The following is a 14,194-nucleotide window of genomic DNA, read 5'->3' on the forward strand; positions in this document are numbered from 1 at the left end:
TATTATTTTGATGTTGCTAGTTTTATAAATAAATGCAATAATTATCTAAGTTATCAAAAAATAACCCATAAGAACAATGGTATAGAGAGGTGCGGTCCCTTTGACGCAAAAGATTTTGCACATTGAGAATCTAGAGACCCATTTTTTTACGGATCGTGGACGAGTTCCGGCCGTTGATCGAGTTAATTTATCCATCAACAAAGGTGAAGTGTTAGGTATTGTAGGTGAGTCAGGCTGTGGCAAGAGCGTTACGTCACTATCTGTCATGCGATTAGTACCTAATCCTCCGGGAAAAATTGTGGGCGGTAACATTTTGTTTAAAGGGGAAAACCTGTTAACTGCCAGCGAAAAACGAATGCGAGAGATTCGAGGAAACGAAATCGCAATGATTTTTCAGGAGCCAATGACTTCACTGAATCCCGTTTACAAAATTGGTGATCAGATTAGAGAAGCTGTTATTCTACACAAAAAAGCTTCTAAAAAAGAAGCAACAAAGCGTGCCATCGAGATGCTACATTGTGTGGGGATTCCGCGTGCTGAGGAAATTATTCATGAGTATCCACATCAATTATCTGGTGGAATGCGTCAGCGTGTCATGATTGCGATGGCGATGGCCTGTAGCCCGCAATTATTGATTGCAGACGAGCCCACTACTGCTCTTGATGTTACCATTCAAGCTCAAATACTTGACTTGATGCGCAGTCTAAATGAGGATATGGGAACCGCAATCATGTTGATCACCCACGATCTAGGGGTAGTGGCAGAAATGTGCCACAGAGTGGTTGTGATGTATAGCGGAAATGTGGTGGAAGAAGGAGATGTCAGAAATATTCTGAAGAATCCGAAACATCCATATACGCAGGGCTTACTCCAATCTATTCCGCACTTAGAAGAAAAGAAGGAGCGTCTTTATTCCATCCCAGGTAATGTTCCACTGCCAGGCACGATTAAAGAGGGCTGTCGATTTGCACCGCGTTGTGAATATGTGACAGACAAATGCCGGATGACGATGCCGCAGCTATTGGAAGTGGGAACAGAACATCGAGCGCGCTGTTTTCTACATGAACAATAACATCGGTAGGGGGGCAGATTGGTGGAGGAGTTATTAGTAGTGAATCGTTTGAAAAAATACTACCCAATCACGGGTGGAGTTTTTGCCAGAGAAATCGGTGCAGTAAAAGCGGTTGATGATGTCTCTTTTCGGGTGAAGAGAGGGGAGACCTTAGGATTGGTAGGAGAAAGCGGGTGTGGCAAGTCTACAACAGGTAGATCTATACTCCGATTAATAGAACCAACAAGTGGTGAAGTGCTATTTGAAGGAAAAAATGTGGCCCGGATGAAAAGAGAGGAAGTACGGGAAATTCGTAAGGATATGCAGATTATTTTTCAGGACCCATTTGCGTCTTTAAATCCACGTCATACAGTCGGAAAAATTTTAGAAGAACCTCTGATTGTTCATGGGATCAATTCCTCCAAAGAACGGAGTAAGCGTGTTCATGAATTACTAGAGGTAGTCGGACTATCTAGCTATCATGCGGGACGTTATCCTCACCAATTTAGCGGAGGACAGCGTCAGCGAATCGGAATTGCTCGTGCACTGATTTTAAATCCCAAATTAATTGTGGCTGACGAGCCAGTATCCGCCTTGGATGTATCTGTTCAATCACAGGTGCTTAATCTTATGCAGGATTTACAAAAAGAATTTAACCTGACGTATTTATTCATTGCTCATGATCTAAGTGTGGTTCGACACATTAGTGATCGTGTAGGTGTTATGTATTTGGGCCGCATTGCAGAGCTCGCGGATAAAGATGAGCTGTATACGAACCCTTTGCATCCATATACAAAAGCATTGCTGTCAGCCGTACCTGTAGCGGATCCTGATAAAAAACAGGAAAGGATTATTTTGCAGGGTGATTTACCAAGCCCAGCTAATCCACCGTCAGGTTGTACATTTCATACGCGATGTCCTCATGTGATGGATGTATGCAGGGAAAAACGTCCTGAAATGCTTGCATCGAGAGAAAATCATCTGGTAGCCTGTCACTTATATAGTTAATATTCAAAATTTTATGAAAAATAAATGAGCATATTTTTATAAAAAGAACGTACTGTTTTGACAAAACCTCTTTTTTACATGGATTTGTTACAGGCAGGAAACGTCAAGAATGCATGAAGCAAGGAAGCAATGGAGATATGTTGCTTTCTGTTCATGAAAATAGAAAACAAGGGGGATTAAAATATGAAAAAAAGGAAGCTGGCAGCGGCTCTTTGCGGAATAATGGCTTTTTCTGTAGCATTGACTGCCTGTGGAAGTAATACAAACGAAGCCGCCAAACAAGGGGAAACAAAGACAGCAGACACCAAAAAAGATGGAAAAACCCTAATTGTGGGGCGCGGTGGAGATTCTGTAGGTCTTGACCCAATCACGATTACCGATGGAGAGTCGGCGCGAGTTACAGAAAACATTATGGAAACACTGGTAAAATACAAAAAAGAAAATACAGAAGTGATACCAGGACTTGCTGAAAAGTGGGATATTACTACGGATGGTAAGAAATACACCTTCTATTTGCGAAAAGGAGTTACCTTCCATGATGGGACACCTTTTAATGCAGAGGCTGTTAAATTTAACTTTGAACGTTGGATGGATAAAAGCAATCCATACCACGATAAAGAAGGCTATGAATATTATAATGACATGTTTGGCGGCTATAAAGGCGACAAGGACCATGTCATCGCTTCTGTAGATGTGAAGGATGAGTACACGATCGTCCTTACATTGAATCGTCCTCTAGCACCTCTTATGCAGAATCTAGGCATGTTCCCGTTTGCTATCGCTTCACCAGATGCAGTGAAGAAGGGGACAAAGGAATTTAATGAGAAGCCTGTTGGAACTGGTCCATTCAAATTCGAGAAATGGAACCGAAATGATAGTATTGCGATTGCGAAAAATCCAGATTATTGGCAAAAAGGTCTTCCTAAGCTAGACAAAGTTATTTTTAAGGTGATTCCAGACAACTCCGCTCGTTTAACAGCGCTTACATCTGGGGAGATAGACATTATGGATGGTTTAAATCCTGATGATGCGAAGCCTGTGAAGGAAAATAAAGATCTACAGTTATTTATCCGTCCTTCTATGAATGCTGGCTGGCTAGGCTTTAACATTGAGAAAAAACCTTTAGACAATGTGAAGGTACGCCAAGCAATGGGGCATGCCATAGATAAGCAAGGTATGATCGAAGCCTTCTACAGCGGTTTTGCCCAGCCTGCTACTAATCCGCTGCCTCCCTCCATTTGGAGTCATAATGATCAAATTAAGGATCGCGAATATAACCTAGAAAAAGCAAAGCAGTTACTGACCGAGGCAGGGTATCCAAATGGGTTCAAAGTGAAATTCTGGGCAATGCCAGTACCGCGTCCATACATTATTAATGGTCCAAAAATGGCTGAAGCGATACAGCAGGACTTTAAGAAAATTGGTATTGATGCCGAAATCGTTTCTATGGATTGGGCAACTTATTTAGATAAAACCAGAAAAGGGGAACAGGAGCTTTATCTGCTTGGCTGGACTGGAGATAATGGCGACCCTGATAACTTCCTAAACAATCACTTTAATAAAAATAATATAGGTGGTAGTAACCGTTCCTTCTACAAAGATGAGAAGGTTACTGACCTGCTGGTGAAGGCGCAATCTGAGGTGGACGTTGCAAAACGTACTGCAATTTACAACGAGGTTCAACAAATCATCTTTGATCAAGCAATTCTCATCCCATTGGTGCATTCGACACCTCCAATTGCAGCGAAAGCAACTGTTAAGGGCTATGTGCCACATCCCAAAGGTAATGAAAGCTTAGAAGAGGTGGATATTGAATAGGTTTCATATGTAAAAGGGTAGGAGCTGAGCTTTCCTCTTACCCTTTTCTTTTCCCATTCATTTATCCGCTATCGTTTTAATACACAAGCAAGGAAAGCGAGGAGATGGTATTTGCTAGCTTACACTATACGACGCTTGCTCATGCTGATCCCTGTATTTTTGGGCATGTCTATTATCGTGTTTTCCATTATTCACGCCATCCCTGGGGACCCAGCCTTAACGATTTTAGGAGAGAAGGCTAGTCCGAGTGCCGTTGAAGAACTCCGTGAACAATTAGGATTAAATCATCCATGGTACATTCAATATTTTTCTTATCTTAAAGATGTACTGACAGGTCATTTAGGCGTATCACTTCATACGAAAGCAGCTATTGCCAAGGAGATCGTTCCTTATTTATCTGCTACTACCGAATTAGCTATTGTCAGCTTGTTGTTTGCTCTTGTTGTAGGGATTAATGCTGGAATTATTTCTGCTTGGAAACAAAATTCTTGGTTTGATTATGTATGCATGCTCATTGCTTTGATTGGTGTTTCTATGCCCGTTTTTTGGCTAGGGTTAATGGAGCAGTGGTATTTTGCACAGGAATTAAAATGGTTACCTTCAGTAGGGCGGGATAATCCGCGTGATGCTGTAGAGGCGATTACCCATTTTTATCTACTCGATACGATCATTAGTGGGAGATGGGATCAATTCAAGGATGTGATCTTGCACCTTATCTTACCTGGCATTGCACTAGGAACTATTCCAATGGCTATCTTTGCTCGAATTACGCGTTCCAGCATGCTGGAAGTGATGCGTTCTGATTACATTCGTACTGCCCGTGCCAAAGGATTAGCTCAGTTTTTCGTGGTGTACAAGCACGCGCTAAAAAATGCTTTGATTCCGATTTTGACAGTAATTGGCTTACAGTTAGGAATGCTTTTAGGCGGAGCTATTCTTACGGAAACTATTTTTGGCTGGCCGGGGATCGGGCGTTACATTTATACAGCGATTGGCAACCGTGACTATCCCGTTATCCAATCCGGCATTCTTGTGATTGCTTTTATTTTCGTATTGATCAACTTAATTGTGGATTTACTCTATGCCTATGTTGATCCACGTATTAAATATCGCTAAGGGGGGGGGCAACAGTGGTGCAAGTAACTCCAGAGATGCAAGCTGTCTCTTCTAAAGAGCAGGTTGAAAAAACAACGTCTCCTTGGCGAGATGCCTGGCGAACGTTACGGAAGAATAAAATGGCTTTGTTAGGGTTTGGGATCATCATCTTTTTTATTCTGGTTGCGATTCTTGCTCCTGTTATTACTACGCATCCTTTTGATGAGGGGGCATTAAAAGAGAGAAACATGCCGCCTTCTGCAAAACATTGGTTTGGAACTGATTATAATGGTCGGGACGTCTATACCCGTGTAGTATATGGGGCACAAATCTCTTTATGGGTAGGGACATTTTCGGTTATAGGGTCGATTATTATAGGGACCCTGCTTGGATTGATTGCTGGCTATTATGGAAGATGGATTGACATGCTTATCTCTCGTACATTTGATATCATTTTAGCCTTCCCTAGCATTTTGCTAGCTATTGCGATCGTTGCCATTCTAGGACCTTCTCTACAGAATGCACTAATGGCTATTGCGATTATCAATGTTCCTACTTATGGGCGATTAGTGCGTTCGAAGGTGCTTAGTTTAAAAGAAGAGGAATTCATTATGGCTGCTAGGGCTATTGGAATGAGGGATGCTCGGATTATTTCACAGCATATATTGCCAAATAGCATAGCTCCTATTATTGTGACGGGGACCTTAGGGATTGCAACCGCTATTTTGGAAGCGGCTGCGCTTGGATTCCTCGGACTTGGCGCACAACCGCCGCAACCCGAATGGGGTAAAATGCTAGCCGACTCTCGTGAATACATCCAGCAGGCACCTTGGACGGTTATTTTTCCTGGTCTGTCCATTGTGCTGACCGTCCTTGGATTTAACCTGATAGGTGATGGACTAAGAGATGCCTTAGATCCCCGGATGAAGAATTAGAACGAAAGATTGCTCCTGCTCCTTGATGACTTCAGTTATGATCTAGGGCAGGAGTTTGTTTACGTATACGAATATCGGAGTGGAGAAAAACTAGCGTTCCTCTAAATTGAGATAATCTTCGGATAACGGACATTACCATTAGTAAGTCAGTCACACATTCGTATTTTCGCCTATATACTGTGGGAAAACCGGAAAAAGGAGATGATCCCCGATGTATGGTTATTCATCAAACTATAACAATTACGTGTTCAGGCCAGTTTCATCCGTGTGTTGGACACCTGCAATGGTGGAATTGAACCGTCAGTTGAGGGCTTTATGGGAACAACATATTTACTGGACAAGATTGGCGGTGAATAGCATCGTAGGCGACCTACCTGATAAGGATGCAACGATTAAAAGGCTTCTTCGGAATGCCACCGATTTTGCGGCTGCTTTTCAACCTTTCTATGGACCTACAATTGCGGCAAGATTTGGCGAGTTGATGAAGGGACATCTTACGATTGCAGGGGAACTCGTTCAAGCACTGCACACAGGCAATTCCGCCGCCGCAGCAGATGCACAGCGACGTTGGTACGCAAATGCCGATGACATTGCTATCTTCCTGGGCAGAATTAATCCTTATTGGTCCCAAGAGGAATGGAGACAGATGATGTACCAGCATCTTAGACTTCTAACTGCCGAAGTAGCAACACGTATTGCGGGTAACTATGAGGAAAACGTCTCAACAAATGGTCTGGTTGAGCCCCAGGCACTGGAGATGGCTGATGTTATGACCAGCGGAATTATACAACAATTTCCAAATCAATTCATAAGATAGATCAGTATCTGATTCCGATTTACTTGTAATACACATGTCTTGCTATCACATGACCTCATCTGTAAGTGGTGAGGTTTTTGATTTTTTGAAAAAAGGAGTTATCTTTCAGATATTATCCGAAAGTATCGTTTCCGCACGGTCACCCTGAATTAAGCTAAATGTCCAAATATGAATCAGTTTGGCGGCGATGCTCATGGGGAAAATCTTTATAGAAAAAACCTTCGTACATTGTTAATTGGCTTCCCTTTTTCATCTAATATGGTACATTCTCTAAAATCGTGGGAATTATTAGAATTATAGTCTTTCAATAGAAAGTAACCTTACCTATTAATCACGTGTTAGCAAGAAGATTTATTTTACACAAGGAGGATGTATCAATATGAAATCCTATGGTATCCTCAAGATAGGAAAGATCGCTAAAGAAAGGTATGGTGGGCGAAAGTGGATCAAAGACGTCTTACCCAACTACGTTCGTTTATGGAAGAACAGCAAGCGGATGCTATTCTTGTAACTCTTCCTATGCATGTATATTATTTGACTGGTTTTTTTACAAATCCACATGAACGGTTTATGGGGCTTGTAATCCCTGCTAATGGAGAACCGGTCTTAATCGTACCTGCGTTAGACCGTAATGCAGCAGAAGCGGTTTCTAGCGTGCAAAACATTATGACACATACAGATATCGACAATCCGTATCAAATTTTAAAGCAGGCTCTCCCGCAGAATATGAACAGCTTGGCTGTGGAGAAGAGTCATTTGACTGTTTCTATCTATGAAGCAATGGTCAAAGAATTAGATGTTCCTACATACATAGATGTGGAAGAGCCGTTACGCCAAATGCGTTTAATAAAGTCTGCTGATGAAGTGGTTCGAATTAAGCGAGCATGTGAGACAATCGAGGAAGTTCTTAGACAATGTCTGCCAAAAGTAAAGGTTGGCGTAACAGAAGCTGAGATCGTAGCAGAGCTGGAATTCCTAATGAAAAAGCTAGGCTCGCAAGGTCCATCGTTTTCTACAATGGTGTTAAGTGGCCCTAACTCAGCATTACCGCATGGGAAGCCAGGTAGCCGTAAGATTGCGAGCGGAGAGTTCCTATTGTTTGACATGGGTGTATTACAAGATGGCTACATCTCTGATATTACGCGGACATTTGCTGTTGGAGAGATTAATGACAAGCAAAAGGATGTCTATGAAACGGTATTAGCGGCGAATCTAGCTGCGATTGAAGCTACGCGACCAGGTGTTGTGCTGGCAGATTTAGACCAGGTAGCGCGTCAGGTTATTGCTAACAAGGGGTATGGGGAGTATTTTACCCATCGCTTAGGTCATGGCATGGGTATGGATGTACACGAATACCCTTCTGTCCATGGGGCTAATCAGGATAAGCTGGTAAGCGGAATGGTGTTTACTATCGAGCCGGGAATCTATTTGCCAGAGGTTGGCGGTGTACGTATCGAGGATGACGTGCTTGTAACAGATACTGGAGTCGAAATTTTAACAAGCTATCCAAAAGAGCTTCAAATCATTGGTGTGTAAAAAATCCTATTTTATCTAAAGAAAAAGACGAGCGAGAGGCTCGTCTTTTTTTATAGGTGGGGGAGTATTCCATCTGCTACTAGTAGGGATTCCTGTTTCTTTTAGAAAGATACTCTGTTATAGAGTGAATGATACCTTCAAAATAAGCCTGCTCATGAGGAACGAAATCGTGTTTGCCCACCATCCAGTTAAGCGAAATCCTTTCACCTTTGGCATTCCTTTCGAAGCCCTCAACAAGCAGCTCCTGTTTGTCATGTAACCAAAGCTCGCAAAATCCAGCAAATTCAGCTTTTACCATACCAGAAACCTCTTCTGGCTGGAGTGTATAATCACTTATCGCATGTTTACTTTGGTAAAGAAATATGTGACTTAATTCTTTATCAATAAATCCTTTTTGGATAATGCAGTTTTTGATGACTCCTAATGATACTAAGTCATGGAAAGAAACACGTATGCCTAATTCTTCTTCTATTTCTCTGATTCCATCATAAATCGTTTCATGAGCAAGCAAATGACCGGCGGCTGTAATATCCAACAGAGAAGGAAAGTCCTTTTTCTGCTCACTCCTGATTTGAAAATGAATATAATCAGTCCCATTTTCATTACTAATAAACCAACAATGAAACGTCTCGTGCCAAAGGCCCTTGCGATGAACCTCTGCACGTGAAGCTGAACCTAGATGATTGTGAGACTCGTCAAAAATGGCAAGCAATTCTGTTTCCATCATCTGTACCTCTTCTTTTATTTTCTAGATAACGATAACGTAACAAGGCTAGGCTTAGCCATCGAGAAGACAGCAGATCCTAAAGCTAGCATAATGATAAGCCCACCCACAGTAGCATTCCAATCAATGGAGGCTCTCTCAATGACGATTCCGCCAATTAAGGAGCCAAAAGCAATCCCAAAGTGAAGAGCAGAATTGTTTAAGCTTTGTTGAATGTCAGAGGATTCTGGAGCAGATTCAATTAAATAGCTTTGCAATGCAGGGGTGATCGCCCAGCTTAACATACTCCAGATAATCATCACTACAAGGAATAGCGGTAAAGCAAAGGTAGTGTAGGGAATCATAAAGATTGTCAAAGCAAAGATAGAAATAACAGATAAAATGGTACGTTTTGTCCCAAAGCGATCTGATAGAAAGCCTCCAAAGCCTCCGCCAAATACGGCAGCAATACCAAAAATAACATAGATAATGCTTACCCAGGTTCCATCTAGTCCTAGCTTCATTTTTAAAAATGGTGTTAGATAAGCATATAACGTTAAATGACCGGCTAAAAATAAAAATGATGTCAATTGAATAAATAATACGCTACGATTTTTCAATGTACCTAACTGCTTCCAAACCGGAATGGCAGGCTTCGGCTCAATTCGATCCATAAAGAAATGAACACCTGTCATCGAAAGTACGGTCAAAATTGAGATTAGGATAAACGGAGCTCGCCAACCAAAGGAATTACCTATTAGTAATCCAATGGGTACTCCAAGCACAAGAGAGGCGCTGATTCCCATAAAAACAACTCCGATTGCTCGGGCACGGTATGGGATAGCCACGAGGCTTGATGCGATTGTAACACATAAAACAACCAGTAAAGAGCCACTTGCAGCTGAGATGATACGTGCAAGTAACAGCATCGTATACGATGGACTGATGACTGCTATTACGTTACCGATCAAAAATACGAATAAAGAAAGCATCGTTAACCGCTTTCGTTCTATGCCTGCGGTTAATGTTAATAGAATGGGAGCTGAGATAGCAAATACAAGGGAAAACATTGTAATCAGAAATCCTGCTTTACCAAGACTCACTCCCAGATCAGTGGCTACTAAATCTAGAATCCCACCTATAATCAATTCAACCATCCCTACTACAAAAGAGACAATGGTTAGCAAATAAACTCTTCTATTCATGTCCTAACAACCTTTCTCTCTAAAAAGTTACCACTGCAATAGTAACTTTTTATGCAAGAGAAAACAAGTGTAAATTTCATCATACATAATAAACCAGAGAATATGCTATGATGGTACTACTACCTACTAAATGGTTAAGCAAGGGGTCAAAGACAATGCTTCAACAATTCGGCTTCACACAATATGAAAGTCAAGTTTATCAAGCGCTGATAACCGTTGATCAGCCATTAGATGCCACAGGTATCGTCAAGGGGTCAGGTGTTCCGCGTTCAAAGGTATATGAAGTCCTTCATCGCTTGTCCGAAAAAGGGATGATTCTTGAAACGACCGTTGAAAAAAAGCGACTGTATACCGCTCTTCCTATTGAATCGATCATTGAAAAACTAAAAGCTGATTTTGAAACGAATGTTCAAAAATTAAGAAGCACGCAAAAAAAAGAAGCTCCCAAGGATGATCGAGTATGGACCTTAAGAGATAACCATTCGATCCAAGCCTTGCTAAAGGATTTGTTACTGCAAGCCAGTCAATCGATTTTTATTTCGGGATGGGCTGATGATTTAGCTGCTTTTCTCCCCATTTTAGAGCAAAAATACGCTGAGGGAATTACCGTTAATATTCATGTGATTGGTGAATTTCCAACCGCGATTCCTACAGTGTCTACCTTAATTCCTGATGTACAGCACGCGAGCTTAGAGAGAAGTCGCATCCTTATTGTTGATGAACAGGAATTGCTTTTTGCCGGGATAGAAGAGAGTAAGTGGCAAGCTATTCGCACAGGCTCGCGTCCTTTATTGAAATTCTTTACTGAGTTTTTCTATCATGATGTTGCCTTAACCGAAATTACCCAAAGATATCGAGATACCGTGATGAAAGATCAGGCCATTCGCGATGTATTGTTAAATTTAAGGTATTAGCTGAAGGATTACCCTTTGCAAAATAAAAGCCTCTCTCTTATCTAACCTAAGAGAGAGGCTTTGCTGTTAGAGTTGCAAGCCAACGCAACTATTCCTGCTCAGATACACGTAAGCTGCGACGGGCAAGTAGCTTAGAAATAAGACCATAACGCGGTGAGAATATAAAAGCTAGGGCGAATAATAGCCCCGCGATAACTGTCATGGCGCCAGCGATGGAGCTATCTAACCAGGTTGCCAAAGCATAACCGAGTGCAGAGCATAGGACACCGATCAGCATGCTTAACCCTAGCATGACAGGTAGACGGTCTGTCAGCAGGTAGGCAGTCGCTCCAGGTACAACCAACATAGCAACAACCAGAATAGCGCCAACACTTTCAAAAGAGGCGACAGTGGCCATAGAGACCAGCCCCATTAGAAGATAGTGGAACAAAGCGACTGGAATACCAATAGCAGCCGCCATTGCAGGATCGAATGTGCAGAGCTTAAATTGCTTATAAAAGAGCGAGATCACCAACAGACTGACCAAGAAGACGATGCCGATTCCCCAGACTGCTCTTGGCCCCAAATCCAGATCACCGATAGTAAGTGTATCCCACGGAACATAAGCGATTTCTCCATATAATACACAATCCAAATCTAAATCTACTTGTGAGCTGAACAAAGAGATGATCACAACCCCAATAGAAAATAGAGCGGTAAAGGTTACCCCGATGGCTGCATCTGATTTAACACCACTGTTTCGAAAAAGCTGAATCAAAAAGACAGTAAGCAGACCAAATGCTCCGGCACCGATTAGCATAGGCAACGTTTCTCGACTATTCGTAATGAGAAAAGCTAGGGCAATACCAGGTAGAATCGCATGACTTATCGCATCACCTAGCATAGCCATTCGTCTTAAAATGAGAAAACAACCGAGGAAGCCGCATGTAGCGGCTACCAATGATCCGGTTAAAATAATCCAAAAACTGTTCATACGGGAACACCTCCCTGTTCCGATTTCTTTCTGGAAGTAGGGGGGGACATATGTCCGAGAAGTAAAGGCGTCATATCATAGTGTTCTAGCTCAGCCAACATTTGTTTCAGTTGTGGTTTGGTTAGCTGATGTACAATTAGCTCTTCATTTTGATCAACACCATAGCCCTGATACTTTTGTTCATTCATGAGGAACAAATCCCACAGGCGTTGATTCAAAATGAGATCGTGTGCTTTTTCTACACCTGTTTTCGTAAATGTCCAATGCTCCAGACGGCTTTTGTCAAAGGCAACCCAGCCCTTCTTTTGCAAGCTAGATAAGGCTTTGACTACAGCAGCATGTGCTTTTCCACTTTTTTGACTAAGCCGATTCACAGGTATATACAGATTATGGGATATACGCTGTTGTTTAATCTCGTGTTCCATACATTCATATAGGGAGCGCAGGACATCTTGTTGCAAAACCTGATTTCGCAAACGCAAAAAACGAATGAGTTTAAACAAGACACCACGACTTGGTGAAAAAATGAGTGAAAACAAAAATAAAGCTGTGGCACCCAGTACAATAATGGGACCAGTCGGTAAATTTTGAACCTGTGTGCTAAGCAATGTTCCAAATGCTCCGCTCAATGCTCCAAATACACCGGAGAGTATAACCATTGACCCTAGTTTATTCGTCCAATAACGGGCTGTAACTGCTGGGGTAATCAGCATGGCTGCCATTAGCACAACTCCTACCGCTTGCAGACCAATTACCACAGACATCAGTAGCATGACCATTAATAACCCATCCAGCATTCCCATAGGCAATCCCAAACCGCGACCAAATCCAGCGTCAAAGGAGAGCAGTTTAAATTCTTTAAACAATAAGCTTGTTAACAAAATTAAAATAGCTCCTACAACAACCATTGTATTGACGTCGTTACCAACTAAAGAAGCAGCTTGACCAAACAAGAATTTATCCAGACCGCTTTGATTTCCACTGGAGCTATGCTGGATATAAGTAAGCAAGACGATTCCGATTCCAAAGAACACGGATAAAATAAGCGCAAGGGCAGTATCTTCTTTAATTCGTGAGTGGCGCGAAATCATACTGATAAAGTAAGTAGCAACCAGCCCGGATAGGACTGCCCCAAGTAAAAATAAGCCAACTGATTTTGAGCCAGTAAGTAAAAAGACTAGACAAACGCCAGGTAATGCTGCATGGGCGAGGGCATCACCCATCAATGAACGACCGCGGAGAAAGGCAAAGCAACCGAGTACCCCGCTACTGATTCCAAGTAGAATGCAACCAGCTAGAACCCATTGTGTGTTAGGATCTAGCAAAGCCTGCCACCAACTCATTTTGACCCCTCCTGCTTGGACCTGTCTGTGGATAGGGCCAGCCGATCACCTAAGATTTGTAAGCGGCCTCCATAGGTTTTTTGTAAATTCTCTGTGGTAAAGGTTTCTTCTGTTGGACCGTTTACGATCATTCGCTTATTAATCATGACAACCCAATCAAAATATTCCGTAACGGTTTGAAGATCGTGGTGAACGACCAACACCGTTTTATTTTGTTCCTTTAATTCGTTCAAAAGGAGAATGATTGCTTTCTCCGTAGCAGCATCAACACCGGCAAAGGGTTCATCCATGAAATAGATTTGAGCCTCCTGAGCCAAAGCACGCGCTAGGAAGACACGCTGTTGTTGTCCACCCGAAAGTTGGCTGATTTGACGATCAGCAAAATCAGCCATCCCTACTTTACGCAGGCATTCCATGGCCCATTCCTTATCGGTTTTGCCAGGCCTACGGAACCAGCCAAGACGTCCGTAACGCCCCATTAGGACAACATCAAGAGCATCTGTGGGGAAATCCCAATCAACGGTTTCACGCTGTGGGACATAGCCTACTAGCTTGCGTTGCTCGCGATAGGGTTTTCCATAGATGTGGACTTGGCCAGAGGCAGCAGGGATGAGCCCTTGAATGGCTTTGATAAACGTTGATTTCCCTGCACCATTGGGTCCAATAATTCCGATTAATTTGCCTTCAGGAATGGTAAGTGTGACATTTCGAAGGACTGGTTTTTTCTGATAGGCAACCGTCAAATCGCTGACGGAGAGTGGTTCGTATGATGTAACGGGATTCATTTAGGACCCTC

13 protein-coding genes are annotated in these 14,194 nt (G+C 42.4%); 8 read left to right on the forward strand and 5 right to left on the reverse strand.

What is annotated here, in order from left to right; all coding sequences use genetic code 11:
* The first annotated feature begins 100 nt into the window (after positions 1 to 100).
* The 7 genes from GOP56_RS22690 to GOP56_RS22720 all read left to right on the forward strand — a co-directional run bounded on the left by GOP56_RS22690 (position 101) and on the right by GOP56_RS22720 (position 8,260).
* Complete coding sequence (locus tag GOP56_RS22690; RefSeq protein WP_163246699.1) at positions 101 to 1,072, forward strand: ABC transporter ATP-binding protein; 972 nt, start codon at positions 101 to 103, stop codon at positions 1,070 to 1,072.
* Positions 1,073 to 1,090: 18 nt separating this feature from the next.
* Complete coding sequence (locus tag GOP56_RS22695; RefSeq protein WP_163246700.1) at positions 1,091 to 2,059, forward strand: ABC transporter ATP-binding protein; 969 nt, start codon at positions 1,091 to 1,093, stop codon at positions 2,057 to 2,059.
* A 183-nt stretch (positions 2,060 to 2,242) separates the two neighbouring features.
* Positions 2,243 to 3,877: an ABC transporter substrate-binding protein gene (locus tag GOP56_RS22700; RefSeq protein WP_163246701.1), complete on the forward strand. Its 1,635-nt coding sequence runs from the start codon at positions 2,243 to 2,245 to the stop codon at positions 3,875 to 3,877.
* Between the two features lie 111 nt (positions 3,878 to 3,988).
* Positions 3,989 to 4,993 (forward strand): ABC transporter permease, encoded by a 1,005-nt coding sequence (locus tag GOP56_RS22705; RefSeq protein WP_163246702.1) that lies wholly within the window; start codon positions 3,989 to 3,991, stop codon positions 4,991 to 4,993.
* A 35-nt stretch (positions 4,994 to 5,028) separates the two neighbouring features.
* Complete coding sequence (locus GOP56_RS22710) at positions 5,029 to 5,907, forward strand: ABC transporter permease (protein ID WP_031309536.1); 879 nt, start codon at positions 5,029 to 5,031, stop codon at positions 5,905 to 5,907.
* Between the two features lie 283 nt (positions 5,908 to 6,190).
* On the forward strand, positions 6,191 to 6,724 hold the full coding sequence (locus tag GOP56_RS22715) for an acetylglutamate kinase (RefSeq protein ID WP_254068511.1): 534 nt from the start codon (positions 6,191 to 6,193) through the stop codon (positions 6,722 to 6,724).
* A gap of 441 nt (positions 6,725 to 7,165) precedes the next feature.
* Positions 7,166 to 8,260 (forward strand): M24 family metallopeptidase, encoded by a 1,095-nt coding sequence (locus GOP56_RS22720; RefSeq protein WP_163246704.1) that lies wholly within the window; start codon positions 7,166 to 7,168, stop codon positions 8,258 to 8,260.
* 79 nt (positions 8,261 to 8,339) lie between these two features.
* Here GOP56_RS22720 and GOP56_RS22725 read toward each other — a convergent pair whose 3' ends face one another.
* A complete protein-coding gene (locus GOP56_RS22725; protein ID WP_163246705.1) occupies positions 8,340 to 8,987 on the reverse strand; it encodes an NUDIX hydrolase in 648 nt (215 codons plus the stop codon).
* Between the two features lie 14 nt (positions 8,988 to 9,001).
* Positions 9,002 to 10,168 (reverse strand): MFS transporter, encoded by a 1,167-nt coding sequence (locus GOP56_RS22730; protein ID WP_163246706.1) that lies wholly within the window; start codon positions 10,166 to 10,168, stop codon positions 9,002 to 9,004.
* A 155-nt stretch (positions 10,169 to 10,323) separates the two neighbouring features.
* Here GOP56_RS22730 and GOP56_RS22735 point away from each other — a divergent pair, with 155 nt between their 5' ends.
* Entirely contained in the window at positions 10,324 to 11,082 is a 759-nt protein-coding gene (locus tag GOP56_RS22735) for a TrmB family transcriptional regulator (protein WP_022585876.1), read from the forward strand.
* 88 nt (positions 11,083 to 11,170) lie between these two features.
* Here GOP56_RS22735 and GOP56_RS22740 read toward each other — a convergent pair whose 3' ends face one another.
* The 3 genes from GOP56_RS22740 to GOP56_RS22750 are packed head-to-tail and all read right to left on the reverse strand — an operon-like array spanning position 11,171 to position 14,183.
* Complete coding sequence (locus tag GOP56_RS22740; protein WP_003338234.1) at positions 11,171 to 12,055, reverse strand: metal ABC transporter permease; 885 nt, start codon at positions 12,053 to 12,055, stop codon at positions 11,171 to 11,173.
* On the reverse strand, positions 12,052 to 13,398 hold the full coding sequence (locus GOP56_RS22745) for a metal ABC transporter permease (protein ID WP_096886962.1): 1,347 nt from the start codon (positions 13,396 to 13,398) through the stop codon (positions 12,052 to 12,054). The genes GOP56_RS22740 and GOP56_RS22745 overlap by 4 nt, the downstream gene beginning before the upstream one ends.
* Positions 13,395 to 14,183, reverse strand: a complete 789-nt coding sequence (locus GOP56_RS22750) for a metal ABC transporter ATP-binding protein (protein WP_003338231.1) — start codon at positions 14,181 to 14,183, stop codon at positions 13,395 to 13,397. Before GOP56_RS22750 ends, GOP56_RS22745 begins: the two co-directional genes overlap by 4 nt.
* Positions 14,184 to 14,194: the final 11 nt, after the last annotated feature.

Origin of the sequence: Brevibacillus sp. 7WMA2 (assembly GCF_010748895.1) — a bacterium.
Taxonomy (GTDB): Bacteria; Bacillota; Bacilli; order Brevibacillales; family Brevibacillaceae; genus Brevibacillus_B; species Brevibacillus_B halotolerans.

Excerpts from the sequence above, each read along its gene's own strand:
- GOP56_RS22750 (WP_003338231.1), bottom strand. The coding sequence starts at position 14,183 with ATGAATCCCGTTACATCATACGAACCACTCTCCGTCAGCGATTTGACG.
- GOP56_RS22745 (WP_096886962.1), bottom strand. The coding sequence starts at position 13,398 with ATGAGTTGGTGGCAGGCTTTGCTAGATCCTAACACACAATGGGTTCTA.
- GOP56_RS22740 (WP_003338234.1), bottom strand. The coding sequence starts at position 12,055 with ATGAACAGTTTTTGGATTATTTTAACCGGATCATTGGTAGCCGCTACA.
- GOP56_RS22725 (WP_163246705.1), bottom strand. The coding sequence starts at position 8,987 with ATGATGGAAACAGAATTGCTTGCCATTTTTGACGAGTCTCACAATCAT.
- GOP56_RS22715 (WP_254068511.1), top strand. The coding sequence starts at position 6,191 with ATGGTGGAATTGAACCGTCAGTTGAGGGCTTTATGGGAACAACATATT.
- GOP56_RS22710 (WP_031309536.1), top strand. The coding sequence starts at position 5,029 with ATGCAAGCTGTCTCTTCTAAAGAGCAGGTTGAAAAAACAACGTCTCCT.
- GOP56_RS22730 (WP_163246706.1), bottom strand. The coding sequence starts at position 10,168 with ATGAATAGAAGAGTTTATTTGCTAACCATTGTCTCTTTTGTAGTAGGG.
- GOP56_RS22735 (WP_022585876.1), top strand. The coding sequence starts at position 10,324 with ATGCTTCAACAATTCGGCTTCACACAATATGAAAGTCAAGTTTATCAA.
- GOP56_RS22700 (WP_163246701.1), top strand. The coding sequence starts at position 2,243 with ATGAAAAAAAGGAAGCTGGCAGCGGCTCTTTGCGGAATAATGGCTTTT.